At 52.6% G+C, this 24,941-nt stretch carries 22 protein-coding genes and 5 tRNA genes; 12 read left to right on the plus strand and 15 right to left on the minus strand.

Going from position 1 to position 24,941, the window contains the following annotated elements; all coding sequences use genetic code 11:
* Together E3U32_RS03965 and E3U32_RS03970 are read right to left on the minus strand one after the other, a co-directional pair.
* A tRNA-Val gene (locus E3U32_RS03965) sits at nucleotides 1-76 on the minus strand.
* 41 nt (nucleotides 77-117) lie between these two features.
* Nucleotides 118-193, minus strand: a tRNA-Val gene (locus E3U32_RS03970).
* A 258-nt stretch (nucleotides 194-451) separates the two neighbouring features.
* Here E3U32_RS03970 and gltX point away from each other — a divergent pair.
* Complete coding sequence (gltX, locus tag E3U32_RS03975) at nucleotides 452-1,867, plus strand: glutamate--tRNA ligase (RefSeq protein ID WP_134347721.1); 1,416 nt, start codon at nucleotides 452-454, stop codon at nucleotides 1,865-1,867.
* Between the two features lie 56 nt (nucleotides 1,868-1,923).
* Here gltX and E3U32_RS03980 read toward each other — a convergent pair whose 3' ends face one another.
* Complete coding sequence (locus tag E3U32_RS03980; protein WP_134347722.1) at nucleotides 1,924-2,307, minus strand: YfeC-like transcriptional regulator; 384 nt, start codon at nucleotides 2,305-2,307, stop codon at nucleotides 1,924-1,926.
* A gap of 1 nt (nucleotide 2,308) precedes the next feature.
* The gene (locus E3U32_RS03985; protein ID WP_134347723.1) at nucleotides 2,309-2,671 is read right to left on the minus strand and encodes a YfeC-like transcriptional regulator; all 363 of its coding nucleotides are present in this window, start codon (nucleotides 2,669-2,671) and stop codon (nucleotides 2,309-2,311) included.
* Between the two features lie 217 nt (nucleotides 2,672-2,888).
* Between E3U32_RS03985 and E3U32_RS03990 the strand changes: the two genes are divergently transcribed.
* The 3 genes from E3U32_RS03990 (at nucleotide 2,889) to E3U32_RS04000 (ending at nucleotide 5,485) form a co-directional block, all read left to right on the plus strand.
* A tRNA-Ala gene (locus E3U32_RS03990) sits at nucleotides 2,889-2,964 on the plus strand.
* A gap of 41 nt (nucleotides 2,965-3,005) precedes the next feature.
* Nucleotides 3,006-3,081: transfer RNA gene (locus E3U32_RS03995), tRNA-Ala, on the plus strand.
* Between the two features lie 214 nt (nucleotides 3,082-3,295).
* Complete coding sequence (locus E3U32_RS04000) at nucleotides 3,296-5,485, plus strand: sensor domain-containing phosphodiesterase (RefSeq protein WP_134347724.1); 2,190 nt, start codon at nucleotides 3,296-3,298, stop codon at nucleotides 5,483-5,485.
* A 44-nt stretch (nucleotides 5,486-5,529) separates the two neighbouring features.
* On the opposite strand, the gene E3U32_RS04005 is transcribed toward E3U32_RS04000, so the two are convergent.
* Nucleotides 5,530-6,717: a NupC/NupG family nucleoside CNT transporter gene (locus E3U32_RS04005; RefSeq protein WP_014884725.1), complete on the minus strand. Its 1,188-nt coding sequence runs from the start codon at nucleotides 6,715-6,717 to the stop codon at nucleotides 5,530-5,532.
* A 350-nt stretch (nucleotides 6,718-7,067) separates the two neighbouring features.
* On the opposite strand from E3U32_RS04005, the gene E3U32_RS04010 reads away from it, so the two are divergent.
* Entirely contained in the window at nucleotides 7,068-8,306 is a 1,239-nt protein-coding gene (locus tag E3U32_RS04010; RefSeq protein ID WP_134347725.1) for an Nramp family divalent metal transporter, read from the plus strand.
* A 33-nt stretch (nucleotides 8,307-8,339) separates the two neighbouring features.
* On the opposite strand, the gene E3U32_RS04015 is transcribed toward E3U32_RS04010, so the two are convergent.
* Together E3U32_RS04015 and mgrA are read right to left on the minus strand one after the other, a co-directional pair.
* Nucleotides 8,340-8,690, minus strand: a complete 351-nt coding sequence (locus E3U32_RS04015; protein WP_134347726.1) for a DUF2502 domain-containing protein — start codon at nucleotides 8,688-8,690, stop codon at nucleotides 8,340-8,342.
* A gap of 127 nt (nucleotides 8,691-8,817) precedes the next feature.
* The gene (gene mgrA, locus E3U32_RS04020) at nucleotides 8,818-9,816 is read right to left on the minus strand and encodes an L-glyceraldehyde 3-phosphate reductase (protein ID WP_134347727.1); all 999 of its coding nucleotides are present in this window, start codon (nucleotides 9,814-9,816) and stop codon (nucleotides 8,818-8,820) included.
* Between the two features lie 185 nt (nucleotides 9,817-10,001).
* Between mgrA and ipdC the strand changes: the two genes are divergently transcribed.
* On the plus strand, nucleotides 10,002-11,660 hold the full coding sequence (gene ipdC, locus E3U32_RS04025; RefSeq protein WP_134347728.1) for an indolepyruvate decarboxylase: 1,659 nt from the start codon (nucleotides 10,002-10,004) through the stop codon (nucleotides 11,658-11,660).
* Here the strand turns inward: ipdC and E3U32_RS04030 are convergent, their stop codons facing one another.
* A complete protein-coding gene (locus E3U32_RS04030) occupies nucleotides 11,661-12,896 on the minus strand; it encodes an ion channel protein (protein WP_134347729.1) in 1,236 nt (411 codons plus the stop codon). It abuts the gene before it with no gap.
* Nucleotides 12,897-13,102: 206 nt separating this feature from the next.
* Between E3U32_RS04030 and glk the strand changes: the two genes are divergently transcribed.
* Nucleotides 13,103-14,068 carry a glucokinase gene (gene glk, locus E3U32_RS04035; RefSeq protein ID WP_134347730.1) on the plus strand — a complete coding sequence of 322 codons (966 nt, stop codon included), beginning with the start codon at nucleotides 13,103-13,105 and terminating at the stop codon, nucleotides 14,066-14,068.
* Between the two features lie 31 nt (nucleotides 14,069-14,099).
* Here the strand turns inward: glk and E3U32_RS04040 are convergent, their stop codons facing one another.
* Nucleotides 14,100-14,831 (minus strand): LytR/AlgR family response regulator transcription factor, encoded by a 732-nt coding sequence (locus E3U32_RS04040; protein WP_134347731.1) that lies wholly within the window; start codon nucleotides 14,829-14,831, stop codon nucleotides 14,100-14,102.
* A 3-nt stretch (nucleotides 14,832-14,834) separates the two neighbouring features.
* Nucleotides 14,835-16,541 (minus strand): sensor histidine kinase, encoded by a 1,707-nt coding sequence (locus E3U32_RS04045; RefSeq protein WP_134347732.1) that lies wholly within the window; start codon nucleotides 16,539-16,541, stop codon nucleotides 14,835-14,837.
* Between the two features lie 29 nt (nucleotides 16,542-16,570).
* Here E3U32_RS04045 and E3U32_RS04050 point away from each other — a divergent pair, with 29 nt between their 5' ends.
* On the plus strand, nucleotides 16,571-16,864 hold the full coding sequence (locus E3U32_RS04050) for a hypothetical protein (protein ID WP_134347733.1): 294 nt from the start codon (nucleotides 16,571-16,573) through the stop codon (nucleotides 16,862-16,864).
* Nucleotides 16,865-16,928: 64 nt separating this feature from the next.
* Entirely contained in the window at nucleotides 16,929-18,167 is a 1,239-nt protein-coding gene (alaC, locus tag E3U32_RS04055; protein ID WP_134347734.1) for an alanine transaminase, read from the plus strand.
* Between the two features lie 52 nt (nucleotides 18,168-18,219).
* Here alaC and ypdK read toward each other — a convergent pair whose 3' ends face one another.
* Entirely contained in the window at nucleotides 18,220-18,291 is a 72-nt protein-coding gene (gene ypdK, locus E3U32_RS04060) for a membrane protein YpdK (protein WP_099458937.1), read from the minus strand.
* A gap of 357 nt (nucleotides 18,292-18,648) precedes the next feature.
* Entirely contained in the window at nucleotides 18,649-19,605 is a 957-nt protein-coding gene (lpxP, locus tag E3U32_RS04065; protein ID WP_134347735.1) for a kdo(2)-lipid IV(A) palmitoleoyltransferase, read from the minus strand.
* 293 nt (nucleotides 19,606-19,898) lie between these two features.
* On the opposite strand from lpxP, the gene E3U32_RS04070 reads away from it, so the two are divergent.
* Nucleotides 19,899-20,537, plus strand: a complete 639-nt coding sequence (locus E3U32_RS04070) for a helix-turn-helix domain-containing protein (RefSeq protein ID WP_134347736.1) — start codon at nucleotides 19,899-19,901, stop codon at nucleotides 20,535-20,537.
* A gap of 3 nt (nucleotides 20,538-20,540) precedes the next feature.
* On the opposite strand, the gene E3U32_RS04075 is transcribed toward E3U32_RS04070, so the two are convergent.
* Nucleotides 20,541-20,615 (minus strand) — tRNA-Arg (locus E3U32_RS04075).
* 75 nt (nucleotides 20,616-20,690) lie between these two features.
* On the minus strand, nucleotides 20,691-21,620 hold the full coding sequence (locus E3U32_RS04080; protein ID WP_134347737.1) for a formate/nitrite transporter family protein: 930 nt from the start codon (nucleotides 21,618-21,620) through the stop codon (nucleotides 20,691-20,693).
* Nucleotides 21,621-21,935: 315 nt separating this feature from the next.
* Between E3U32_RS04080 and mlaA the strand changes: the two genes are divergently transcribed.
* Nucleotides 21,936-22,688 (plus strand): phospholipid-binding lipoprotein MlaA, encoded by a 753-nt coding sequence (mlaA, locus tag E3U32_RS04085; RefSeq protein WP_134347738.1) that lies wholly within the window; start codon nucleotides 21,936-21,938, stop codon nucleotides 22,686-22,688.
* A gap of 44 nt (nucleotides 22,689-22,732) precedes the next feature.
* Here the strand turns inward: mlaA and fadL are convergent, their stop codons facing one another.
* Nucleotides 22,733-24,055, minus strand: a complete 1,323-nt coding sequence (gene fadL / locus E3U32_RS04090) for a long-chain fatty acid transporter FadL (protein WP_166790901.1) — start codon at nucleotides 24,053-24,055, stop codon at nucleotides 22,733-22,735.
* A 372-nt stretch (nucleotides 24,056-24,427) separates the two neighbouring features.
* On the opposite strand from fadL, the gene E3U32_RS04095 reads away from it, so the two are divergent.
* Nucleotides 24,428-24,712 (plus strand): YfcZ/YiiS family protein, encoded by a 285-nt coding sequence (locus E3U32_RS04095; protein WP_134347740.1) that lies wholly within the window; start codon nucleotides 24,428-24,430, stop codon nucleotides 24,710-24,712.
* Nucleotides 24,713-24,941: the final 229 nt, after the last annotated feature.

A 24,941-nucleotide genomic window follows, 5' to 3' on the forward strand; every position in this document is an offset into this window, starting at 1 on the left:
TGGTGGGCGATGACGGGCTCGAACCGCCGACCCCCTCCGTGTAAAGGAGATGCTCTACCAACTGAGCTAATCGCCCAATCTCAATTCTTATCTACACTGCGAGTCTACCGAAGTAGATGGTGGGTGATGACGGGCTCGAACCGCCGACCCCCTCCGTGTAAAGGAGATGCTCTACCAACTGAGCTAATCACCCCCGCTGTGTGGAGTCGCATTATAGGGAGAGTTGAAAATGAGTCAACGCATTTTCTAAAGTTTTTATTCGTTCGTCGTAAAATTAAACAAAACGATCGCGGAACGGGCTGTGGCGCATGATTTCTAAACAAAAATCGCAAACCTGGTCACGATAAAGGGATCAACATTGAGGATTCCCCCCACAGTGATAGAATATTGCCCATCGTTTTTTCCCCAGGATTTGCCGATTGCCGGCATCTTTATAACGTAAGGCCATTTCATGAAAATCAAAACTCGCTTCGCGCCGAGCCCGACAGGCTATCTGCACGTCGGTGGTGCACGTACCGCTCTCTATTCCTGGCTGTTTGCACGCCACAATAAAGGTGAGTTCGTGCTGCGTATTGAAGACACCGATCTTGAGCGCTCCACGCCGGAAGCAATTGAAGCCATTATGGATGGGATGAACTGGTTGAATCTGGAATGGGACGAAGGTCCGTATTTCCAGACCAAGCGCTTTGACCGCTATAACGCTGTCATTGATGAGATGCTGGTCGCGGGCACGGCGTATAAATGCTACTGCTCCAGAGAGCGTCTGGATGCGCTGCGTGAAGAGCAGATGGCGAACGGTGAAAAGCCGCGTTATGACGGCCGCTGCCGCCACGACCACAGCGAGCATGCTGCTGATGAGCCTTGCGTAGTGCGTTTTGCTAACCCGCAAGAGGGTTCTGTGATCTTTGACGATCAGATCCGTGGCCCAATCGAGTTCAGTAACCAGGAGCTGGATGACCTGATCATCCGCCGCACCGACGGTTCCCCAACCTACAACTTCTGCGTGGTGGTTGATGACTGGGATATGGAAATTACCCATGTTGTCCGTGGTGAAGACCATATCAACAACACCCCGCGCCAGATCAACATCCTGAAAGCGCTGAATGCGCCTGTTCCGGTCTATGCGCACGTTTCGATGATCAACGGTGACGACGGTAAGAAACTCTCTAAACGTCACGGTGCGGTAAGTGTTATGCAGTACCGCGACGACGGTTATCTGCCGGAAGCGCTGCTGAACTATCTGGTGCGTCTGGGCTGGGCCCACGGTGACCAGGAGATCTTCAGCCGCGAAGAGATGATCGAACTGTTCTCTCTGAGCTCAGTGAGCAAATCAGCGAGCGCATTTAATACCGACAAGCTGCTGTGGCTGAACCATCACTACATCAATACCATGCAGCCAGAATATGTGGCGACGTACCTGCAGTGGCACATTGAGCAGGCAAATATTGATACCCGCACTGGCCCTGAGCTGGCGGATCTGGTGAAACTGCTCGGCGAGCGCTGCAAAACGCTGAAAGAGATTGCCGAAAGCTGCCGCTACTTCTATGAAGAGTTTGATGCGTTCGACGCGGACGCCGCGAAGAAACACCTCCGCCCGGTTGCGCGTCAGCCGCTGGAAGTGGTGCGCGACAAGCTGGCCGCACTCACCGAGTGGACCGCTGAGAATGTGCATCACGCGATTCAGGCGACGGCAGACGAGCTGGAAGTCGGAATGGGTAAAGTCGGTATGCCACTGCGCGTTGCGGTGACCGGTGCGGGGCAGTCTCCGGCGCTGGATGTAACTGTCCATGCCATCGGCAAGTCACGCAGTGTGGCGCGCATTAACAAGGCGCTGGACTTTATTGCTGAACGCGAAAATCAGCAGTAATTAGGTCCAGGATAAGAAGAACGGCAGGGGTGTTACCTGCCGTTTTTTTATGCGTTTCATTCAGCAATATCCAGACGCGTAAGAAAGCCGCGTATACCTTCGCGTTTCAACAGGGAGTCGAGACGCTTCTGCTCTGGCTGAGTCATACTTTCCAGCGTCTCAATAATGCCCGGACGCAGGTTTGAAGACGGTTCGCTGTAGGAAGAGGTGACCTCAGCGAGATGATAAACTGCCTGACGGTTTCGGATCGCCGGGAGACTCATAATATGTTCCTTCACGCGGGCATCAATATGAATGAGCCGCGCCCGACCGCCTTTCACGCCGTTGAGCCCTTCGGTTTTCCATCTTTGCTGGCGTATCCAGCGATTAACCGTTTGTCTGGCAACACCTAAACTTTCCGCCAGTTCTTCCGTGGTCATTTTGCTACGTAATTTTTTCATATTAATTCTGGTCGCGAATCCCTAAACGTTGCAATAATCCGGTAATCCCTTCCCGCAGTAATAGCGATGTCATCTGCTTCTGCTCTTCCGGCGTCATTTCATTGGCCAGCGTCAGAAGTAGGGTGTGAAGCGAACTGTCATGGCTGGCGCTTTCTGGTAAATCGGACGTTTCAGTTGCCCGACGTGCGCTGCGGATAAAGTCGCGCACTTTTTCGTTCACATGCACCAGGCGCGCTTTCCCGCCCTGGACGCCTGGTTTTGGCGATGTAATCCAACCCTCTTTGCGTACCCATTTATTGATGGTCTGGCGGCTATAGCCAGTGAGCAGGGCTAACTCTTCTGGCGTCATTCGTTCCTTGATCATGCAATTTCCTGAATATTCGTGGGGTTAATTAACGGCTCATTTTATAGCACCGTTTTAGCTGAAAACGTGACAGGCTTAACTCATGACTGCGAGAAGGCTCGCAAAGTGATTCATTTGCATGATTTTTCGGCGATTGAGTTGCAGTCATTGATTTTGCCGTTGACACTCCGCAGCGGAATTCATATTATGCCGCCCGTCAACATGACAGCTTTACGATGGGGCTATAGCTCAGCTGGGAGAGCGCTTGCATGGCATGCAAGAGGTCAGCGGTTCGATCCCGCTTAGCTCCACCAAACTCTGAACCCAACAGAGTGCGGTCAGTAAAGTAACATGTGGGGCTATAGCTCAGCTGGGAGAGCGCTTGCATGGCATGCAAGAGGTCAGCGGTTCGATCCCGCTTAGCTCCACCAAAATTGTAAACCCTCGTCGAAAGACGGGGGTTTTTTTTATCTGTTTGTAACGTCCATCGCCGCATTTTGTTATCAAAAAGAAGGTATTCCTGTACCTCACCTCAATCGACATCAATAAACCAGTCTATAAATAGACTTGAACTTGATTCGCGCAATTAATAAACCTATTATCCATCCGGTCAATGATTCTCCCGGAAAATAACGCCCCTGATTAATGAATAGAAAAACTTACAATAATGTAAAGATATTTATGATTGCCCTGGCACTTTGCCTGATTGCGGTACCTGTCTCCCGTTATCTCTCTCCCCGCGCAATTGTTAATGGTCACGACGTTTATTTAGCATGGTTACCGCTAAGCGTTATGCTGGCGGTAATTCTGCTATTTGGACGCAGGGCCATTCTTCCCATTTTGTTAGGTTTTACTGTCACTAATTTATTTTATGTTAATTTAGCACCGCTACAATATTCAGTATTACTGTTTTGTCAGACCTTTGCGTTGTTCGCGGCGTGTGGCCTTCTGCGCCTCATGCTGGGCAAGCGTTGGCGTTACTGCATCCCCAACAAGCACATCGGTTTACGTATATTCTGGCTCGGTTTTATCGTGCCAATAGGTATTAAGCTGTCGATGTATATGGCGGGCTATTTGTTTGATTTTCCGGTGACTATTTCAACCTTTTTCGGCGAAGGAACGGTAATTTATAACGTTGTGGATATACAAAGCCTGATATGCGCGGCGCTGATTTTTACCATGATGTTCTATTACCCATTAAGAATGATAATTAATCCTCGTTATGCGATGAACTTCTGGCGGCGAAGCGTGAAGCCCGTGTTTTTTCACAAGAATTCATTATATATTTTTGTCTGGCTGATGCTTTTAAGTTTCATTCTCGTCATTTTATGTGGTCCTTTTGAATCACCCGTCATTGCGGGCTATTTGATGCCGCTGATTTTTATTCTTTTTACCTTAGCGATAAGTCGCCTGACCTATGCGCTTATCTCTCTGCTGTGGGCCGCATCTGCGCTCCTGCTGTTGTCCTACAACTACAACTTTCTTAACGGGGTGGAATCGGGCCATTCGCTCTCCTTTATCCTCTCCGTACTTATCTCTTTCGCCATCTGTTTGCTTTACATGTCGCGAATTTACCAGCGCAGCGAGTGGCTGAAGCGGGGCTGGCAGGGCAGGGCGCTCACCGATCCGCTGACCGGTTTGCCCAATATTCGCGCGCTGGAGGATCATCTTGAAATTCACCCGGATGCAAAAGTAAGCATTCTGCGTATGGATAACCTGGAGTTTTTGAGCCGCCACTATGGGATCCTCATGCGGGTCCATTGCAAACGAACGATCGCCGCGTCGCTTCAGCCGCTTTTGCAAAAAGATGAAGCACTCTTCCAGCTTCCGGGAAGCGAGCTGGTGCTGGTATTGCTGGGTCCGGAAACCGCTGAGCGTCTTCAGCATATGGTCGATCGCCTGAACAGCCGTAAGATTTTCTGGAACAACACCGGGCTGGATATTGAATTTGGCGCGTCCTGGGGAATGGTCGAAAACGGCGAAAAGCTGCACCACACGCTGGGGCAACTGAGCTGGCTGGCAGAGCAATCTTGTGGGGCGCACAACGTTCTTGCGCTCACGAATAGCCTCGAGGCGGCATCAGGACAAACGACAGAGCGCGTGCTGATGCTGGCGCGGATTAAGCATGCCCTGGAGGCCGGTCAGTTCCACTTATACGCGCAGCCCATCCAGAAGGCGGATGGAAGCGGGTACTACGAAATTCTGACGCGTATGGAAAGCGAGGGAGAGATGATTACCCCCGATCGCTTTATTCCGTTGATTGCTCAGTTCAACCTGAGCCACCGGTTCGATATGTGCGTTATGGAAAAATTACTGGCGTGGCTGCGCGATCATCCTGCAACGCAGGCTGGCGCCCGCTTCTCCGTCAATCTGATGCCGCTCACGCTGATGCAAAAAGAGGTCGCCGGCGAGATTTGCTCCCTCTTTGAACGGTACGGCATTGCGCCTCAGGCCGTCGTTCTTGAAATCACCGAGGAGCAGGCCTTCTCGAATTCAGGAAGCAGTATCAGCAATCTCCAGCAGCTACGGGATTACGGTTTCCGGATTGCCATTGATGATTTTGGTACCGGCTACGCTAACTATGAGCGTCTCAGGCGTCTGCAGGCGGACATCATTAAAATTGACGGCTGTTTTGTAAAAGACATTTGTACAGATGATATGGATGCGATGATCGTGCAATCGATGTGTAATCTGGCGAAGACAAAGTCGCTGTGCGTCGTCGCTGAATACGTAGAAACACCGGCGCAGCGCGAGATGCTGCTCCGCTTCGGTGTGGATTATCTGCAGGGCTACCTGATAGGCAAGCCCAAACCGCTGGAAGAATTACGGGCATAAAAAAACCGGGAGCCAGGCTCCCGGTTTTTGTTTAACGGTAAACGTTACAGAACCAGTGCTGCGATAGAAGCAGACAGAACGCTCACCAGGGTAGAGCCGTAAACCAGTTTCAGACCAAAGCGAGAAACCACGTTACCCTGTTCTTCGTTCAGACCTTTAATCGCACCGGCGATAATACCGATGGACGAGAAGTTCGCGAAGGAGACCAGGAACACGGACAGAATGCCTTCCGCGCGCGGAGAAAGCGTGCTGGCGATTTTCTGCAGATCCATCATCGCAACGAATTCGTTAGAAACCAGTTTGGTCGCCATGATACTGCCCACCTGCAGCGCTTCGTGAGCTGGAACACCCATCACCCATGCAACAGGGTAGAAGATGTAGCCCAGAATACCCTGGAAGGAGATACCCAGCACCGCTGCGAACAGGGCGTTCAGCGCAGAAATCAGCGCAATGAAGCCGATCAGCATGGCGGCAACGATAACTGCCACTTTGAAACCAGCCAGGATGTATTCACCCAGCATCTCGAAGAAGCTCTGACCTTCATGCAGGTTGGACATCTGGATGTTTTCTTCGCTGGCGTCAACGCGGTACGGGTTGATCAGCGACAGAACGATAAAGGTGCTGAACATGTTCAGAACCAGCGCAGCAACAACATACTTCGGCTCCAGCATGGTCATATACGCGCCCACGATTGACATGGAAACGGTAGACATTGCGGTTGCCGCCATGGTGTACATGCGGTTGCGGGACATTTTGCCGAGAATATCTTTATACGCGATGAAGTTCTCAGACTGACCGAGGATCAGGGAACTTACGGCGTTGAACGATTCCAGCTTACCCATGCCGTTCACTTTGGATAACAGGAAACCAATTCCACGAATCACGAACGGCAGAACACGGATGTGCTGCAGAATACCGATAAGTGCGGAGATAAAGACGATTGGGCACAGAACTTTCAGGAAGAAGAACGCCAGACCTTCGTCGTTCATTTTACCGAAGACAAAGTTCGTCCCTTCATTGGCGAATCCGAGCAGTTTTTCGAACATTTCGGAGAAGCCTTTCACGAAGCCGAGGCCGACGTTGGAGTTCAGGAAGAACCACGCAAGTAAAACTTCAATGACCAGCAACTGGACAACATAACGAATACGAATTTTTTTGCGGTCTGTGCTGACCAGCAATGCGAGTGCAGTAACGACAACAAGTGCCAGGACAAAATGAAGGACGCGGTCCATATTTGCTCCAAATATGAGGCAGGTTTAATTTTCGTGCACATTCTATGTAACAAGCGAAAAGAAAACGAGATCAAGAACACACTATAGTTACATCCTGTGACGAGTCTCAAAAATAGTGATCCACAATACATTTTTGTTATGTTAGGTAAATGAGTGAAAAGTTAAGTTTGTGTGCTAGTCTTCACAAAAGAGCGCGCGATTTCTGTTTTTGTTAGATCGCCCCCCGCTTACCCGCCCGTCTATCGTTCAAAGCTATCAGAGAAATCACTGTAAACTTCACAAATGATCTTGATAATCATTCTCATTTTGGTAGCATTAAACATAGCAAAGGCTATATTTCAGAGGCAGAAATGACAAACAGTCGCGTAGAGGGTAGCAGTGGCAGAGCAGCGCGCAAGTTGCGGTTCGCATTAATGGGACCTGCGTTCATCGCTGCCATTGGCTATATCGATCCAGGTAACTTTGCGACCAACATTCAGGCCGGGGCCAGCTTCGGCTATAAGCTGCTGTGGGTGGTTGTCTGGGCTAACCTGATGGCAATGCTGATTCAGATGCTCTCTGCGAAGCTGGGGATTGCCACCGGTAAAAACCTGGCGGAGCAAATTCGTGACCATTACCCGCGTCCGGCCGTCTGGCTCTACTGGATTCAGGCGGAAATTATCGCGATGGCAACTGACCTCGCTGAATTTATCGGCGCAGCGATCGGCTTTAAACTTATTCTGGGGGTATCGCTGTTGCAGGGGGCGGTGCTGACCGGGATTGCCACGTTCCTGATCCTGATGCTGCAGCGTCGCGGTCAAAAACCGCTGGAGAAGGTTATCGGCGGTCTGCTGTTGTTTGTCGCGGCGGCGTACATTGTCGAGCTGATTTTCTCACAACCGAATCTGGCGCAGCTCGGTAAAGGCATGGTGATCCCAAGCCTGCCAACCTCCGAAGCGGTATTCCTGGCCGCCGGGGTATTGGGGGCGACCATCATGCCGCATGTGATTTATCTCCACTCCTCGCTGACCCAACATCTCCACGGTGGGACGCGTAAAGAGCGTTATTCCGCAACCAAGTGGGATGTTGCTATCGCCATGACCATCGCGGGGTTTGTGAATCTGGCGATGATGGCCACCGCAGCCGCCGCTTTCCACTTTAACGGCCATACCGGCATTACCGATCTCGACCAGGCTTATCTCACGCTGGAGCCATTGCTGAGCCATGCTGCCGCCACGATATTTGGTTTGAGCCTGGTGGCTGCCGGTCTATCTTCAACGGTGGTGGGCACGCTGGCAGGCCAGGTGGTGATGCAGGGATTTGTCCGGTTCCACATTCCGCTGTGGGTGCGTCGCTCTGTTACCATGCTCCCGTCATTTATCGTGATTCTGATGGGGCTCGACCCAACGCGAATTCTGGTCATGAGTCAGGTGCTGCTGAGTTTTGGTATCGCGCTGGCGCTGGTGCCGCTGCTGATCTTTACCAGCAACAAAACTCTGATGGGCGAACTGGTCAACTCGACGCTGGTGAAACGGACCGGGTGGGCCATCGTGGTGGTGGTGGTGGCGCTGAACCTGTGGCTGCTGATTGGCACCGCGTTGGGACTCTAAAAGAAAAAGGAGCCGGGAGGCTCCTTTTTGCTGTTAGTCGTCATGACCGTGATGGCCATGTCCGTGACCTCTGCCGCGACCCCAGCCGCCGCGACGGTCGTCACGATCGTTCCAGCCTTCACGGTAGCCGCGCTCATAAGCTTTATCTTTATACCAGCCACGGTGTCTGCCGTTGTCATGTTTCCACCAGCGATCGCCGCGCCACTCATAGTTACGATGCCAATAGTCACGGTCGCGCCAGTAGCCACCGTCCCAGTATCTGCCGTAGTCGTCACGATCGCCAATTTGTAATTTTACTGATGGCAACAGGGTGATTTCGCCCGCAGTGGCGATGAGCGGGGCCGAAGCCAGTAATACCGCTGCAAGAATCAGTGACCTGAACATACTCTTTCTCCTTCACGATCGGGGCCTTTGTTGGGCCTGTTAACGCAATATTACGAGTTGGTAAAGCCTCGTTTCATCGCCTCAACTCCGAATTCCTGAATGAGAGCACTTTTTGCTAAAAGTGATTTTATTTTGAGCTGTTCAGAATGGCTTCAATACGGGCCAGTTCTTCGGCGGAGAAATGGCGGTTTTCCAGCATACCCACCGCGTCATCAATCTGAGCCGCTTTACTTGCCCCAATCAGCACTGACGTCACATTCTCATGGCGTAATACCCAGGCCAGCGCCATCTGCGACAGCTTCTGGCCGCGGTCTTCCGCCATGGCGTTCAGCTTTCTTACCTTCTCCAGCTTCTCTTCGGTGATCTGGTCAGGGTTAAGGAATTGACTGTCGCTTGCCGCGCGTGAATCTGCCGGAATGCCGTTCAGATAGCGGTTGGTCAGTTGCCCGCCGGCCAGCGGTGAGAAGGGAATGCAGCCGACCCCTTTTTCCTGCAACACGTCCAGTAGCGCCTCTTCCGGCGCACGTTCAAACAGGGAGTATTTCGGCTGGTGGATCAGGCATGGCGTACCGAGGTCATCAAGGATATCAATCGCCTTGCGGGCCAGCTCAGCAGGATAGTTGGATAACCCGACATACAGGGCTTTTCCCTGACGCACCACATGGTCAAGCGCTTTCATGGTTTCGAGCAGAGGCGTTTGTGGGTCAGGACGGTGGTGATAAAAGATATCTACATACTCCAGCCCCATGCGTTTCAGGCTTTGATCCAGGCTTGCCAGCAGGTATTTGCGTGACCCCCAGTCGCCGTAGGGGCCATCCCACATGGTATACCCCGCTTTGGTGGAGATGATTAGCTCATCGCGCCAGGGCAGGAAATCCTCCTGCAAAATACGTCCGAAATTACGTTCGGCAGATCCGGGAGGCGGGCCATAGTTATTGGCAAGGTCAAAATGCGTAATGCCCAGATCGAACGCACGCTGTAAAAGTTGACGGCTATTTTCGATAAGCGTGGTGTCGCCAAAATTATGCCACAGCCCTAGCGAGATGGCGGGCAACCTGAGTCCGCTTTGCCCGCAGCGGCGATACTCCATTGTCTGATAACGATTTTTGTCCGGCTGATAACCCATTCTTATGACCTCTGGCGCTGAAGAGAAAAAACTGTGTATACGTTTACATTCGCGTGATTAAAAGCAGCATAGCGCAGCCTTTTTTGTAAAGCATTCTTTCCATGTCCTTCTTACCGCCAATTCTGGACAGTCATCACGCTTCTTTAATACTCAAAGTGAGGTCAACATTAGAAGGATACCTGTTCATGCGTACCCCATACTGCGTCGCCGATTACCTGCTGGACCGTCTTACAGATTGTGGAGCCGATCATCTGTTTGGCGTGCCGGGCGACTATAACCTGCAGTTTCTCGACCACGTGATAGACAGCCCGGATATCTGTTGGGTGGGCTGTGCCAACGAATTAAACGCCTCTTATGCCGCTGACGGATATGCCCGATGTAAGGGCTTCGCCGCGCTGCTGACGACATTTGGCGTAGGAGAGTTAAGCGCCATGAACGGCATAGCGGGCAGCTATGCTGAGCACGTTCCGGTGTTACATATTGTGGGGGCGCCGGGAACGGCGTCACAGCAGCGAGGGGAGCTGCTGCACCATACGCTGGGCGACGGTGAATTTCGTCACTTTTACCATATGAGCGAACCGATCACTGCCGCACAGGCGATCCTGACCGAACAAAATGCCTGCTATGAGATTGACCGGGTGTTAACTACCATGCTTCGGGAACGCCGGCCTGGCTACCTGATGTTGCCTGCCGATGTGGCAAAAAAAGCCGCCACACCGCCTGTAAACGCTCTCACTTTCAGGCATGCGCATGCCGATAGTGCCTGCCTGAAGGCATTCCGGGATGCAGCAGAGAACAAGCTGGCCATGAGCAAGCGCACGGCGCTGCTGGCCGATTTCCTCGTCCTGCGCCATGGCCTGAAACATGCACTACAGAAATGGGTCAAGGAAGTGCCGATGGCGCACGCTACCATGCTGATGGGCAAAGGTATATTTGACGAGCGTCACGCCGGTTTTTACGGGACGTACAGCGGTTCGGCGAGCGCCGGCGCGGTGAAAGAGGCGATTGAAGGGGCTGACACGGTGCTGTGCATCGGCACGCGATTTACCGATACCCTGACCGCCGGCTTCACCCACCAGTTAACCCCGTCGCAAACGATAGAAGTTCAGCCTCATGCCGCCCGCGTCGGTGATATCTGGTTTACCGGTATCCCTATGCTGCACGCGATCGAGACGCTGGTGGAACTGTGCAAGCAGCACGTGCACGGCACGCCTGTTCCAGCGTCCCAAAGCGCGATGTCCTACCCGCAGCCGGATGGCTCGCTGACCCAGGAGAATTTCTGGAGAACGTTGCAGACGTTTATTCGCCCGGGAGACATTATCCTTGCGGATCAGGGAACCTCAGCCTTCGGTGCGATCGATCTTCGCCTTCCGGCAGACGTGAATTTTATCGTCCAGCCGCTGTGGGGGTCGATTGGCTACACGCTGGCGGCGGCATTTGGCGCGCAAACCGCCTGCCCGAACCGGCGCGTGATTGTGCTGACGGGGGACGGTGCGGCGCAGCTCACCATTCAGGAGCTTGGCTCGATGCTGCGGGATAAACAACACCCCATCATTCTGGTCCTTAACAACGAAGGGTACACGGTGGAAAGGGCGATCCACGGGCCTGAGCAGCGGTATAACGATATTGCGTTATGGAACTGGACGCAAATCCCACAGGCGCTGAGCCTTGATCCTCAGGCCCAGTGCTGGCGGGTCAGCGAAGCGGAGCAGCTGGCGGATGTGCTTGAAAAAGTGGCGCACCACGAGCGGCTCTCGCTGATTGAGGTGATGCTGCCGAAAGCCGACATCCCGCCGCTGTTGGGGGCGATTACCAAAGCGCTGGAAGCGCGCAATAGCGCCTGATTACCTGTCGTTTCGCCAGGCCATCATCATCGGTTTGCCCGCCAGCAGGAGCCAGGCGGGCAACATCACGATGCAAAGTAACGGAATGAGGGTGGTATCCGGAACCACCACGGCGGCCATAAACAGGCTCAGCCACGCGTCGCGCGTGACTACCAGCACCAGCCCCAGAATCGAGCAGGAAACGGTAATCGCTGCCGGAACGGCATCGACGTGCTCATGCAGCATCAGCCCCAGCGCTACGCCGACAAAGACCGCCGGGAAGATGCGTCCGCCGCGAAAACCACAGGCTGCAGCCACTACCAGTGCAGCCAGTTTGATTACGGCAAACAGCAGATAATCGGACACGCTAAACACCTGGCTGAAAGCCAGCTGCTGCATCTCGTCCAGACCTTTAAACAGCGTCACCGTCCCGCCGATTGCCCCTAAAACACCCAGAATCAAACCGCCGGTCCCCAGAATCAACACCGGGTGTTTGAGTTTATGCATCAGCCGGTGCAGGCGTGGAAGACACCATACCGCCACCATCCCCAGCGCGATGGCAATCGCGACGACGATGGCGCCGCTGAAAATATCGGCTATTTGCATCTGCCCGTAGTGGGGCAGGGAGAGGGAAAAATGAGGATGGAAAAACAGGCTGGTCGTCAACGCCCCGGCGGCTGCGGCCATCAGCGGGGCAAAGAGTTTATCCCACAGCGGGACATCGTTATTGCTGCTGAGCGTCTGAGAAAAGATCAGTGCCGCAGCAACGGGCGTGCCGAAAAGCGCCCCGATGGTGCCTGCGGAGGCGAGAATGGTCCAGTCCAGCGCGCCAACGCGGGGTAAAATGCGTGAACCGAGGAAAACCGCCAGACCAATATTTACGGCCATGATGGGATGCTCAGGCCCCAGGCTGACGCCGCCGGCCAGGCCCACAATCAACGCAACGATCAGCCCCGGCAGCGCAGAAGGCGGAACCGGGGCACCAATCAGTGGTTCCTGCGCCGGGTCTGGTCCGGCATGCCCGGGACTGAAACGGATCACCAGGCCTACTGCAATACCGGTCAACGTCAGCATCATGATGATCCAGGCAGAGGAATCAGCGCTGACGCCCAGTTTTGCCGGAAGCGCTGTCCATAACATCGTTTGCAGCACTGACGCGACTTTCATCACGACAATGAGTATCAGGCTTGAGGCCACGCCAATGATTAACGCCGGGATTGCCAGCAACAGCATGGTTCTGGCTCGCGGGTGGAGCATGATGATTTCCTTGTACAAAACGGTATTACGTTACTTTGCACAATCAGCTTTATGGCAATAGTGCAAAAGGTGCTGAAACGGTAAAGTTATTCTGTGACGAAGATCGATAATCCATGGGCATTCACCTTCCGGTCGTTGTTGTTATCACGCCTTGAATTTACAGTGTCCCAAAAGATTTATTCTGACTTTAGCGGAGCAGTAGAAGAATGACAAAGTATGCTTTGGTAGGTGATGTGGGCGGCACGAACGCGCGCCTCGCATTATGCGATGTAAGTAGCGGTGAAATTTCCCGGGCGAAAACCTACTCAGGGCTGGATTATCCAAGCCTTGAGGCTGTTGTCCTCGTCTACCTGGAAGAGCAGCAGGTGAGCGTTGAAGACGGCTGCATCGCGATTGCCTGCCCGATAACCGGCGACTGGGTCGCAATGACCAATCATACCTGGGCATTCTCCATCGCCGAGATGAAAAAAAACCTCGGTTTTGCGCATCTTGAAATCATCAATGACTTCACCGCGGTGTCCATGGCAATCCCGATGCTGAAGCCAGAGCATCTGATCCAGTTTGGCGGCGCTGAACCGGTTGAAGGCAAGCCGATTGCGGTTTACGGGGCCGGTACCGGTCTGGGCGTTTCGCATCTGGTGCATGTGGCTCAGCGCTGGGTAAGCCTGCCGGGTGAAGGCGGCCACGTGGACTTTGCGCCAAACAGCGAAGAGGAGGGCATTATCCTCGAAGAATTACGCGCTGAAATCGGCCACGTCTCTGCCGAGCGTGTGCTCTCCGGTCCGGGGCTGGTGAACCTGTACCGTGCGATTGTGAAATCGGACGGTCGTCTGCCGGAAAACCTGCAGCCGAAAGACGTCACCGAACGCGCGCTGGCGGACAGCTGCATTGACTGCCGCCGCGCGCTGTCGCTGTTCTGCGTAATCATGGGACGTTTCGGTGGCAACCTGGCGCTGACGCTGGGCACCTTCGGTGGGGTCTATATTGCCGGCGGGATCGTACCGCGCTTCCTCGACTTCTTTAAAGCCTCAGGCTTCCGCGGCGGGTTTGAAGATAAAGGCCGTTTCAGAAGCTATGTGCAGGACATTCCGGTTTATCTGATCGTGCATGATAACCCTGGCCTGCTTGGCTCGGGTGCCCACCTGCGTCAGGTTCTCGGTCAAATCCTCTGACACAGAGCCCTCTCCGGCAGGAGAGGGCGCTTTACAGGTGCATCAGCTGACGGAACTCTTTCACCTTGCTGCGGCTCACCGGCACCTGAAAATCCAGATCTTTCAGACGCAAAATATAGGTGTTGTTAAACCACGGTTCGATCTCGCGGATCTTGTTTAAATTCACGCAGAACGACCGGTGACAGCGGAAAAAGTGTGCCGTTGGCAGCTTGCTGCAAAATTCGGTGATGTTCATCGCCATCACGTACGATTCCCGCCGCGTATAAACAAACGTCATCTTTTCATGGGCTTCGGCATAGTAGATGTCATTGACCGGCGTCACGATGATGCGCTCATCTTTGACCAGATTAATGGTGTCGTTTTCCCGTACCGTTGGGCTGGCGTTCGCGGGCGCAGTCTGCTGCTGCCAGGCGGCTTCCAGCTTTTGCAGCATGCTGACAATCCGCGACTCCTGATAAGGCTTCAGAATATAGTCAAACGCCTCCAGCTCGAAAGCCTCCACGGCGTGCTCTTTCCAGGCCGTGACGAAAACGATAAACGGCTTATGGGCAAACTGATTGATGTTTTGTGCCAGTAATACGCCATCCAGCGATGGAATATTGATATCCAGGAAAATGGCGTCGACCCGGTTATGCTGCAGAAACTTCAACACGTCCAGACCATCGTCAAAGGTACCCACAATCTCCATCTGGCTGTGGGTTTTGATAAGCCAGGTTAGCTCCTGTTGAGCCAGGAATTCATCTTCTACGATGATGACTTTCATGGGTTACTCCACATGGGGTAACAGTGATGTCGTCGTATGAACGAGAGAGCGTTCATTCGGGACGTAAAAAGCAATTTCGGTACCCGGTTCAAGACGGTGAATATGCAGTCCGTCGCCATAAAGCAGTTTGACCCGGTGGTGCACGTTCAGCAGGCCGATTTTATTCCCGGGCATCTCGTTAGACTCCACGCGCTCAATGACTTTTGGATCAATCCCGTGGCCGGTATCGCGCACGGCAATTCGCACGCGGTTGCCGCTTTCGGTGATGCTGATGGTGACGACACCTTTGCCTTTACAGGGCTGTATCCCGTGTACGATCGCGTTTTCGACCAGCGGCTGGATAAGCAGGCTCGGGATCACGCAGTTGACCTCTTCATCAATATCGTAAATGACCGTGAGTTTGTCGCCAAAGCGCGCCTGCTCAATCGCGATGTAGTCTTTGATCTGATACAGCTCTTTTTTAATGTCGATCTGCTCGTCATCTTTCAGCTCGATGTTGTAGCGCAGATAGCGCGACAGGTTGAAAATCAGCTGGCGCGCGGTGTCCGGATTAAGACGAATGGAAGAGGAGATAGCGTTCAGGGCGTTAAACAGGAAATGGGGATTGATTTTGCTCTGCAACGCGCGCAGCTCTGCCTTATTTGCCATCTCACGCAGTTGTTCTGCACGGGAAACCTCAAGCTGGGTAGAGATAATCTGCGACAGGCCGATGGCCATCTCCTGCAGTGAGGAGGTTATCTGATGCGCGTGACAGTAATAAATTTTCAGCGTACCCGTTACGATGCCTTTCTCCCACAGCGGGATCACCAGCATCGAGTGGATTTCCGGCGTTCGGTGGGCTTCGTCATTGTTTTTAATAATGATTTTACCGTAGTTAATCGCCTGTCTGGTGGTCGGGCTTATGGTGTCATCGTTGTCGCGATAGTTGTGCTCCCCCACGCCGACGTAGGCCAGCACGTGGTCGATATTGGTAATGGCGACGGCATCAGCATGGATGTCGTGGCGGATAATCTCGCAGACCTGACGCAACGATTCCGCGTTAACGTGGCGGAAAAGCGGCAGCGTTTTGTTGGCGATATCCAGCGCCAGCTTGGCCTGACGCGCGGCGCTGGCCTCTTTTTCCCCTTCAACGCTCTGCACCAGCAGCACGATAAAACCGATGCAAACGCTGCCGAGGATCATCGGGATACCGATTTTCGAGACGATATCCAGCCCCAGCGCGGTGGTGGGGGCCCAGACGACGACCAGGATCATGGTCAGCGTTTCGCACACCATGCCTGCGACGATTCCGGCACGCCAGCGCTGTTTTTTCGGGATTTTGCGGCTGATCCAGCCGGACAGCACTCCGGCGATAATGCTGGTGATAAAGCACGGTACCGCCGTTACGCCACCGATATCAATCAGGTAGCGGTGAGTACCGGCAATCAGACCGGTGATGACGCCCACCCACGGGCCAAATAAAATCCCGCCGGACATGACGGCGATAATGCGCACGTTAACCAGCGAACCCTCTACCGGCACGCCGGACCAGGTGCTGAACAGGGCGAACAGCGAAAAGATGGCTGTGACGGCCAGCAGCTCTTTTGGCGAGTGGGCTGATTTGTGCAACAGCTCGCGAAACAGGCGAATGCGGATAAGGAAGAACAGGCAAATCAGCATTAATGCCGCACGGTCAAAAACCGCCAGCAGCATAGTAAATATTTCGTGCACGAGTAGACCTGGGAAAACGGGAAAGAACCATGATAAAAAACCTGGCGCGTATTGACCAGCTATCCGTCAGGTTTATCAAATGGGGAAAAACCATAATTTACAAAGGGGATTATCTGCCGGAGATTGACCCGTACCGGTTTTTAATCGACTGCTCGGCATCTGGTAACTGTTTTGATATCATGATGTTAAATAACAGCTATCAGAACGATGATTCCGGAACAAAGACTTCCGCTTTTACGCCCAGCCGGCTTCCGGTTTTCGTGCGAACGCTTTTTTTTTCATTTCCCTCTCGACAGCATGATTTTTTTCAGGTTATTTTCTAAACACGCCACATCAGTGGCAGCGTCGCTCGGACGGTCCGGGCGCTAACGTTAATCTGAGGAATCTATGGCTGAATTCAGTCCTGAACGCCGTTTTACGCGTATCGATCGTCTCCCCCCTTACGTTTTCAACATCACCGCTGAACTGAAGATGGCTGCGCGTCGGCGCGGCGAAGATATTATCGATTTCAGTATGGGTAACCCTGACGGCCCCACGCCACCGCACATTGTTGAGAAACTCTGCACGGTTGCCCAGCGCCCGGATACCCATGGCTACTCAACGTCTCGCGGTATTCCCAGATTACGTCGCGCGATCTCGCGCTGGTATCAGGATCGCTATCAGGTTGATATCGATCCTGAAAGTGAAGCCATTGTCACCATTGGCTCGAAAGAGGGGCTGGCACACCTGATGCTGGCCACCCTGGATCATGGCGACACGGTGCTGGTCCCTAACCCAAGCTACCCAATCCATATCTACGGCGCGGTGATTGCCGGGGCGCAGGTCCGTTCTGTGCCGCTGGTGGAAGGTGTCGATTTCTTTAACGAACTGGAACGTGCAATTCGCGAAAGCTACCCGAAACCCAAGATGATGATCCTCGGTTTCCCGTCGAATCCAACGGCCCAGTGCGTGGAGCTCGATTTCTTCGAGAAAGTTGTCGCGCTGGCTAAGCGTTATGACGTGCTGGTGGTTCACGATTTAGCCTATGCTGACATCGTCTATGACGGCTGGAAGGCTCCGTCGATTATGCAGGTCCCGGGCGCACGTGACGTGGCGGTAGAGTTCTTTACCCTGTCGAAAAGCTACAACATGGCGGGCTGGCGTATTGGCTTTATGGTGGGTAACAAAACGCTGGTGAATGCACTGGCACGTATTAAGAGTTACCACGACTATGGCACCTTCACGCCGCTACAGGTCGCCGCTATCGCTGCTCTGGAGGGCGATCAGCAATGTGTTCACGAGATTGCGGCTCAGTATAAGCGCCGCCGCGACGTGTTGGTAAAAGGGTTACATGAAGCGGGCTGGATGGTAGAAATGCCGAAAGCGTCCATGTACGTCTGGGCTAAAATTCCGGAGCCGTATGCGGCGATGGGGTCCCTGGAGTTTGCCAAAAAACTGCTTCAGGACGCGAAGGTGTGTGTATCACCGGGCATTGGCTTTGGTGATTATGGTGACACCCATGTGCGATTTGCCCTGATTGAAAACAGCGACCGTATTCGTCAGGCGGTGAGGGGCATCAAGAGTATGTTCCGGGCCGACGGGCTGCTCTCCTCAAAGAGCGTCGCTGAGAACCCCGCGTCGTCATGACATAAAAAAACAGGAGCCAATGGCTCCTGTTTTTTTGACTGCATATTCTTCACTAGATCATCAGGGCAAAGGTTCCGGCCCAGACTAAAACAATCACCGAAATGCCCATAAAGAAATATTTCACGTTTCATCGCTCCGCGTATCTTGTGGTACGCATTTAAAAACAGAGTCCACCTGATTATAGAGAACTGAAATCCGGTCAAAACGGAAATGAGAATTTTCCCGTTACGCCGCCGACTCCAGCTCAGAATTCTGTGCTTTCCTGTTGCCAGACGGCGCTAATGTACGCCTAAAAATGGGGGGTGACAAGAGGGATTTTTTTAAATAATTTCCGTCACTTACGAGTGTCGTGGAACGGCGACAGTTTGATTTCGCAACGCAATAAATTCACTTTGAGCGACGCAATAAAAGACGGTTTGGGTACGGGATGGCAGGTGATTGAAAAGGTTAGTTTCTTAGCGAAACTAACCTTCATAAGGGCTTAAATATAGAGCGAGGCTTCGCCAAGTGGGCGCGTTTTGAAACGACGATGCATCCAGAGATACTGCTCTGGTGCTCGCATGATTTCAGTTTCGATGACTTTGTTGATAAACGCTGCGGCTTCGCACTCGTTTTCCGGATAGTTAGCCATTTCAGGAGAAATGTGCAGACGATAGCCTGACTTATCCGCTTTTCTCACCATCGTCACGGTCAGCATGGAGGCACCCGACAGACGCGAAATGACAAAGGTGCCGTTGGTCGTAGCAACGTCTTTAACCGCGAAGAACGGTGCAAAGCTACTGCCCTTACGTCCATAATCCTGATCGGGTGCAAACCAGACGGCCTCACCTTTCTTCAGGGCACCGACCATACCGCGCAGGTTATTACGGCTGATCATCGCCTTGTTGGAACGCATGCGGCCACGGGTCTGAACCCATTCCATCAGCGCACTGTTGTGAGGACGGTAGGTGGCCATCATTGGCTGACACAGACCCATCACGCGACCACCCAGTTCCAGCGACATAAAGTGAACCCCGACGACCATCACGCCGCGTTTTTGCATCTGCGCGCGTTTAAGGTTATCCAGTCCTTCCACATCAAACCACTTGCGGACGCGCTCATCTGGCCAGAACCAGGCCATGCCGGTTTCAAGCAGCGCCATGCCGATAGACTTGAAGTTTTCAGCGATGAGTTTTTCACGCTGTTCGGCATTGTACTGCGGAAAGCAAAGCTCAATATTTTTACGCGCGATGGACTCGCGACGTTTCAGGAAATAGCGGGATGTACTACCGAGCCTTGAGCCCAGTATGCGAATCACCGGATAAGGAAGCTGTACCAGCAACCACAGCAGGCCAAGACCAAACCATGTAAACCAGTAACGCGGGTGCAAAAATTCGCGCTTGAAATTGGATTGAGACAAAATAGAGAAACCTATGTAGAGCCGGTGAAAGTAACGCATAGAGCGATACCACGTGCCTATTAGACCGTAGTACAAGGTCATGGTTGCAGGCTTTACCGATCTTTACGACGTTACCTGGCCATAGCTGACATTGGGTGGGCGGTATAATGTAACACCGTTATACGATATGTGCTATTACTCGTTTTTGATTAAAAAAGCGGCAGTTTGGGAGGTGTTTGATTTTACAGTTTTTATAGATTTCAACGATGTTTCGCGTCATCTGTGGAGCATTACAATAGGTACTGATAAAGTCTCTTTTATGGGCTAAAACGTGGCTGACAGGAAAACCCCGGGTGACTGAGCGAATCGATTATCAGATTGAAAAGTACAGTTTTACGGAAGTGAATGAATCTTCCCGCCTCACAAAGCAGTGGAGTGATGTGTTGAGCGAGTGCCGGGAGAGTAAAGCCGGGGCCGAGGAGCGCTTACGTATTGCCCTGCTCAATGTCGATTACGTGACCAGCTTTGAGCTGCCTTTCCGCCTGCTGCTCGTGCGCACGCCCCAGTTAATAGCCGGGCTTCGCAATGAGCTGCAGCTCAGCCAGAAGAACGTCATTTTTAACGGTAAACGCTTCGGTTGCGTCTGGAGTGTGAAAACCGATCTGAGCGATGTTCCTGAACATTTTCAATACCGTCTATCCACCCGTATACGACGACTGGGGTCAGTCAATCAAACCGCGGAACCTTTTTTGCAGATTGCGAAAGAGATTAAGCCTCCCGCTGAACGCCTGAAGCGTGCGCTGCTGAGCGGCCTGGAAGTGACCGCACTGGACGCGCTTTTCTGGTTTGGCATCCAACGGATTGCCGCTGAGGTGTCGCGCCTGAGAAAGGCGGGCATGAGGATTACAACGGCTGAAACAGAGGTATTTGAGAATCTGACCGGAACGACCCGACGCGTGCCGGTTTATCGTTGTGCTGAAAAGACCGACTGAATATGGTGTCCCCTGCAGGAATCGAACCTGCAACTAGCCCTTAGGAGGGGCTCGTTATATCCATTTAACTAAGGGGACGAGGCGGCACGAGTATAGCCTTATTTACACTTTGCGTTAAGCGCATTGCCGCCTGACTGCTCAAAGAGTCACCGTTCAGGTCGATTTTTTTGTCGATTTATCATCATTTTCCCGCGCCTTAAGTTCAGCTTTGCGTTTGTTAGACATGTCGTTACGAATTTGGGCATGGCTTAACAGCGCGAAGATAAACGTTCCGCCGCAGATGTTTCCCGCAAGCGTCGGCAGGGCGAACGGCCAGAAAAAATCGCTCCAGTGAAGCGTACCGTTAAAGACCAGATAGAGGATTTCCACGGTACCGACCACAATATGCGTGGTGTCGGCGAGCGCAATTAGCCAGGTCATCAATATGATCACCACTATTTTGGCGCTGCCGGCTGAAGGAAACATCCAGACCATCGTGGCAATAATCCAGCCGGAGATGATGGCATTTGAGAACATCTCGATTGGCGTATTTTTCATCACGTCCATGCCAATTTTCACAAACGCGTCTCGGGTGGGTTCATCAAAGATCGGCATATACTCAAATGCCCAGGCCGCAATGCCCGTGCCGATGATATTACCCAGCAGGACCACGCTCCACAGACGCATCAATAAACCAAAATTGCCGAGGGTAGGGTTTTGCATCACTGGCAAAACGGCCGTCACCGTGTTTTCGGTAAACAGCTGCTGGCGGGCCATGATGACAATCACAAAGCCGAAGGTGTAGCCGAGATTTTCGAGTAAAAACCCACCGGGCACACCTTCCAGCTGAACATGAAATATCCCTTTTGCGAGCAGAGATGCGCCCATTGACAGACCAGCAGCGATAGCAGACCAGAAGAGGGCCATGGCATCGCGCTCCATCTCTTTTTCGCCATCCTGACGTATATGCTCGTGGATCGCCATTGCGCGGGAAGGGAGGCGATCTTCATCAATTTCTATCTTCTCGCCGCGCGCTTTCTCCTCGCTTTCAATTTCAAGCTCCTCACTGCTCTCGCCAATTTTTTCTTCGCCCACTTCTTTCATATCTGCTCCCGGAGGTTGATCTTTCTGTTAAGCGTAGCGGCTTTTATCGGGATGCCTGTGGGGATGGTCTTAAATTGGCGGGAATGACAACAAAGGTGATACATCTCTTTCAAAGACATTATAAAATTGCCAGCGAAACGAATTCCAAAAGCCAGGCTATGCTGAGATCAGAGTCACGGTGGTTACTGCCCGTAATTGTGCTCATAGACATCGGTAAACGTGCTGTTACAATCGCTTGCACGTTTACAGACGGAGCGTCAACGGCTCCGTTACGGATGGCAATCAACGATAGCCATACTGAACAGGGAGATATTTATGAAACTTCGGCTGTCGGCGCTTGCGCTGGGCGCGACGATGCTTGTGGGCTGCGCCAGCTCCGGGGAGCAAACGGGACGCTCCGATCCTCTCGAAGGATTTAACCGTTCAATGTATAGCTTCAACTACAACGTGCTGGACCCGTATGTGGTTCGTCCGGTGGCTGTAGCATGGCGTGATTACGTTCCCCAACCTGCGCGTAACGGATTAAGTAACTTTACCAGCAACCTCGAAGAGCCTGCGGTAATGGTGAACTACTTCCTGCAGGGTGACCCGTATCAGGGGATGGTGCACTTTACCCGCTTCTTCCTGAACTCCATATTGGGTATGGGGGGCTTTATTGATGTTGCCGGCATGGCTAACCAGAAACTGCAGCGTGAACAGCCGCACCGTTTCGGCAGCACGCTGGGACATTATGGCGTCGGATATGGCCCTTACGTGCAGTTACCGTTCTACGGTAGCTTTACGATCCGTGATGAGGGCGGCGATATGGTGGATACGCTGTATCCGGTCCTGTCGTGGCTGACCTGGCCGCTGTCGATTGGTAAATGGACGGTAGAAGGGATTGAAACGCGCGCGCAACTACTCGACTCTGATGGCCTGCTGCGTCAGTCTTCAGATCCGTACATTATGGTGCGTGAAGCGTACTTCCAGAATCATGACTTTATTGCCAACGGCGGTAAGCTGAAGCCGGAAGAAAATCCAAACGCGAAGGCTATCGAAAACGAACTAAAAGATATCGATTCGCAGTAAATAAAAAAGGTGAGCAATGCTCACCTTTTTTGCTTCAAGCGCGATTAGAACGCGTAGTTGAAGTTCATGCCATACAGCCAGGCTTTACCTTCGGAAGAGAACTCATACGGACCTTCCTTGAAGTTAACTTTTTGACCATGCATATAAGAGATACCGGCATCAACCGAGGCATCTTTGTTGAAGGCATAGGTCGCACCTGCGCTCAGCCAGAAGCGGTCCTGATCCGGAATTGAGATGGAACGCTTGTCTGCTGGGACCGGGCTGTCATCGAAGGCAATACCGGTACGGAACGTCCAGTTGTCATCCATATAGTAGGTCGTACCCAGCGCGATGCGGTAAGCGTCGCGGAAGCTTTCATCTTTATAGAAGAGCGTGTCGCCCTTGCTGTTGGTTGCTTTCAGTTCCTGGAACTGGCTCCAGCTGGTATAGGTCAGGCTATAGTGAACTGCCCACTGCGGCGCCACTTTATTATAACCTGACAGTTCCCACATTTCTGGCAGGTGCAGGCTCAGAGAACCGCCGGTGGTACGGCCGTTGGTGCCCATCGGTAGACCGAAGTTGCCAAGGATTTGGTTATAAGCGGAAGGCAGGCTGCTCTTATAGTCGCCATCAAAGTCGATTTTCACTTCGGAACGGTAAGTAAAACCGTAACGGTTGTTTTTATCGAGTTCATACAAGATACCGGCGTTCCAGCCAAAGCCCCACTCGTCACCCTTCAGATACGCAATCTGGGTGTCTGCCGGAATTCCCGCCACTCGCTGCGCCAGTGCTGGTGGCAGTGCGCCTGAGCCAGCCACGATTTTGCCCAGGTCGCCCGCGTAGCGTTCGATCTTCGCTTTGGCATACACAGCGTCAAAGCCAACGCCAAAGCTCCAGTGATTGTCCAGACGGTAAGCACCGCTCAGGTTCAGGTTCAGGGTTTCCAGGTCGGTTTTACCGCCAAACGCCCCAGCGGCATAGTTGTCGCTAAACTCAGTCGCTAAACCGTAGTTAGAGGTGACGGAGGCACCCCAGCCAAACTGATCGTTGATTGGCGCGACGAAGTGCATGTTTGGCACCCATGCCGTTGGCGCGATGTTATCCGCTTTCAGGCTGGCGCCTGTCGGAGAACGACCAGAAATATCAACGCCGGGATCGACAAAAATAGCACCAGCAGAGAAGGTCGGACGATCAAACATCATGATCAGCGCAGGGTTACGACTCGCGTTACCCGCATCATCTGCAATCGCACCTTCCCCGGAATACGCACGGCCAAGGCCAGAGGAAGAAAATTCGTTTAACTGAAAGCCCGCTGACCAGGCGGAAGTTGACACGATTGCCACTGCGACTGCCAGCGCAGTTTTGTTGAACAGGGTTTTCTGGCTCATGACCATAACCTCATTGAGTTATTTTTATTCAATAATTGTTACATACCGTAACAGGAGCGCGAAGTGTAGGGTCTGAGGTATGACATACAAATCAGACCAGTGGCGTGAGTATAGGTCTGACCAGCTAGAATGTTGCAAGTTTGTTTATTAATATTTTCAAACATGTTTCGTGAAACGAGATCTGGTTGGCAAAATTGTGACCATCGCGACTCACCCAAAAGGGTGGTTTTTGTTTTAGATCATTTTTTAGTGTGATATTGGTCACTTATCCGCTTTTACGCCATTAACGGCTGGAGAGAGCCAGCGTCGGGGCGTAAAATATCAGCATCGTGTTTATCTCGCGCGCTGCGCGAATACAGAGGAAATTGAGCTATGAGTAAATGCAGTGCTGATGAAACCCCGGTTTGCTGCTGTATGGATGTTGGGACCATCATGGACAACACCGATTGCACCGCCTCTTACAGCCGTGTATTCACTAACCGTGCCGAAGCGGAAGAGACCCTGACCGCGCTGAGCAAGCGTGCGCGCGATGTTGAATCCGAACCGTGCGAAATCAAATCTACCTTCACCGAGGTGGACGGTGGCGTGCAGCTGGACATCGATTTTGTCTTCGCCTGCGAAGCCGAAACGCTGATTTTCCAGTTAGGGCTGCGTTAATCCTTTTTGCCCGGCGGCGCTTCGCTTGCGCGGGCCTACGATTTTGTAGGCCGGGTAAGGCAACGCCGCCACCCGGCAACACCGTACAAATGCCTCTGCCATGCAGGGGCATTTTCTTTTTCTTCTCTGTGTCTTAGCTCGCACTTTTTCGTTTCCCCGATTGGCTGAATGTAAAAAAATGGTTAAGACTATTATCAGGTCAGACCACTTTATGTTTGAGATAATTTTT

The sequence above is a fragment of the Lelliottia nimipressuralis genome, assembly GCF_004402045.1.
Classification (GTDB): domain Bacteria; phylum Pseudomonadota; class Gammaproteobacteria; order Enterobacterales; family Enterobacteriaceae; genus Enterobacter; species Enterobacter chinensis.

Excerpts from the sequence above, each read along its gene's own strand:
- E3U32_RS04040 (WP_134347731.1), bottom strand. The coding sequence starts at position 14,831 with ATGAAAGTCATCATCGTAGAAGATGAATTCCTGGCTCAACAGGAGCTA.
- ipdC (WP_134347728.1), top strand. The coding sequence starts at position 10,002 with ATGCGTACCCCATACTGCGTCGCCGATTACCTGCTGGACCGTCTTACA.
- E3U32_RS04015 (WP_134347726.1), bottom strand. The coding sequence starts at position 8,690 with ATGTTCAGGTCACTGATTCTTGCAGCGGTATTACTGGCTTCGGCCCCG.
- fadL (WP_166790901.1), bottom strand. The coding sequence starts at position 24,055 with ATGAGCCAGAAAACCCTGTTCAACAAAACTGCGCTGGCAGTCGCAGTG.
- E3U32_RS03980 (WP_134347722.1), bottom strand. The coding sequence starts at position 2,307 with ATGAAAAAATTACGTAGCAAAATGACCACGGAAGAACTGGCGGAAAGT.
- E3U32_RS04030 (WP_134347729.1), bottom strand. The coding sequence starts at position 12,896 with ATGCTCCACCCGCGAGCCAGAACCATGCTGTTGCTGGCAATCCCGGCG.
- E3U32_RS04010 (WP_134347725.1), top strand. The coding sequence starts at position 7,068 with ATGACAAACAGTCGCGTAGAGGGTAGCAGTGGCAGAGCAGCGCGCAAG.
- glk (WP_134347730.1), top strand. The coding sequence starts at position 13,103 with ATGACAAAGTATGCTTTGGTAGGTGATGTGGGCGGCACGAACGCGCGC.
- mlaA (WP_134347738.1), top strand. The coding sequence starts at position 21,936 with ATGAAACTTCGGCTGTCGGCGCTTGCGCTGGGCGCGACGATGCTTGTG.
- mgrA (WP_134347727.1), bottom strand. The coding sequence starts at position 9,816 with ATGGGTTATCAGCCGGACAAAAATCGTTATCAGACAATGGAGTATCGC.
- E3U32_RS04005 (WP_014884725.1), bottom strand. The coding sequence starts at position 6,717 with ATGGACCGCGTCCTTCATTTTGTCCTGGCACTTGTTGTCGTTACTGCA.
- E3U32_RS04000 (WP_134347724.1), top strand. The coding sequence starts at position 3,296 with ATGAATAGAAAAACTTACAATAATGTAAAGATATTTATGATTGCCCTG.
- E3U32_RS04050 (WP_134347733.1), top strand. The coding sequence starts at position 16,571 with ATGATAAAAAACCTGGCGCGTATTGACCAGCTATCCGTCAGGTTTATC.
- lpxP (WP_134347735.1), bottom strand. The coding sequence starts at position 19,605 with ATGCGTTACTTTCACCGGCTCTACATAGGTTTCTCTATTTTGTCTCAA.
- E3U32_RS03985 (WP_134347723.1), bottom strand. The coding sequence starts at position 2,671 with ATGATCAAGGAACGAATGACGCCAGAAGAGTTAGCCCTGCTCACTGGC.
- E3U32_RS04080 (WP_134347737.1), bottom strand. The coding sequence starts at position 21,620 with ATGAAAGAAGTGGGCGAAGAAAAAATTGGCGAGAGCAGTGAGGAGCTT.
- E3U32_RS04095 (WP_134347740.1), top strand. The coding sequence starts at position 24,428 with ATGAGTAAATGCAGTGCTGATGAAACCCCGGTTTGCTGCTGTATGGAT.
- gltX (WP_134347721.1), top strand. The coding sequence starts at position 452 with ATGAAAATCAAAACTCGCTTCGCGCCGAGCCCGACAGGCTATCTGCAC.
- alaC (WP_134347734.1), top strand. The coding sequence starts at position 16,929 with ATGGCTGAATTCAGTCCTGAACGCCGTTTTACGCGTATCGATCGTCTC.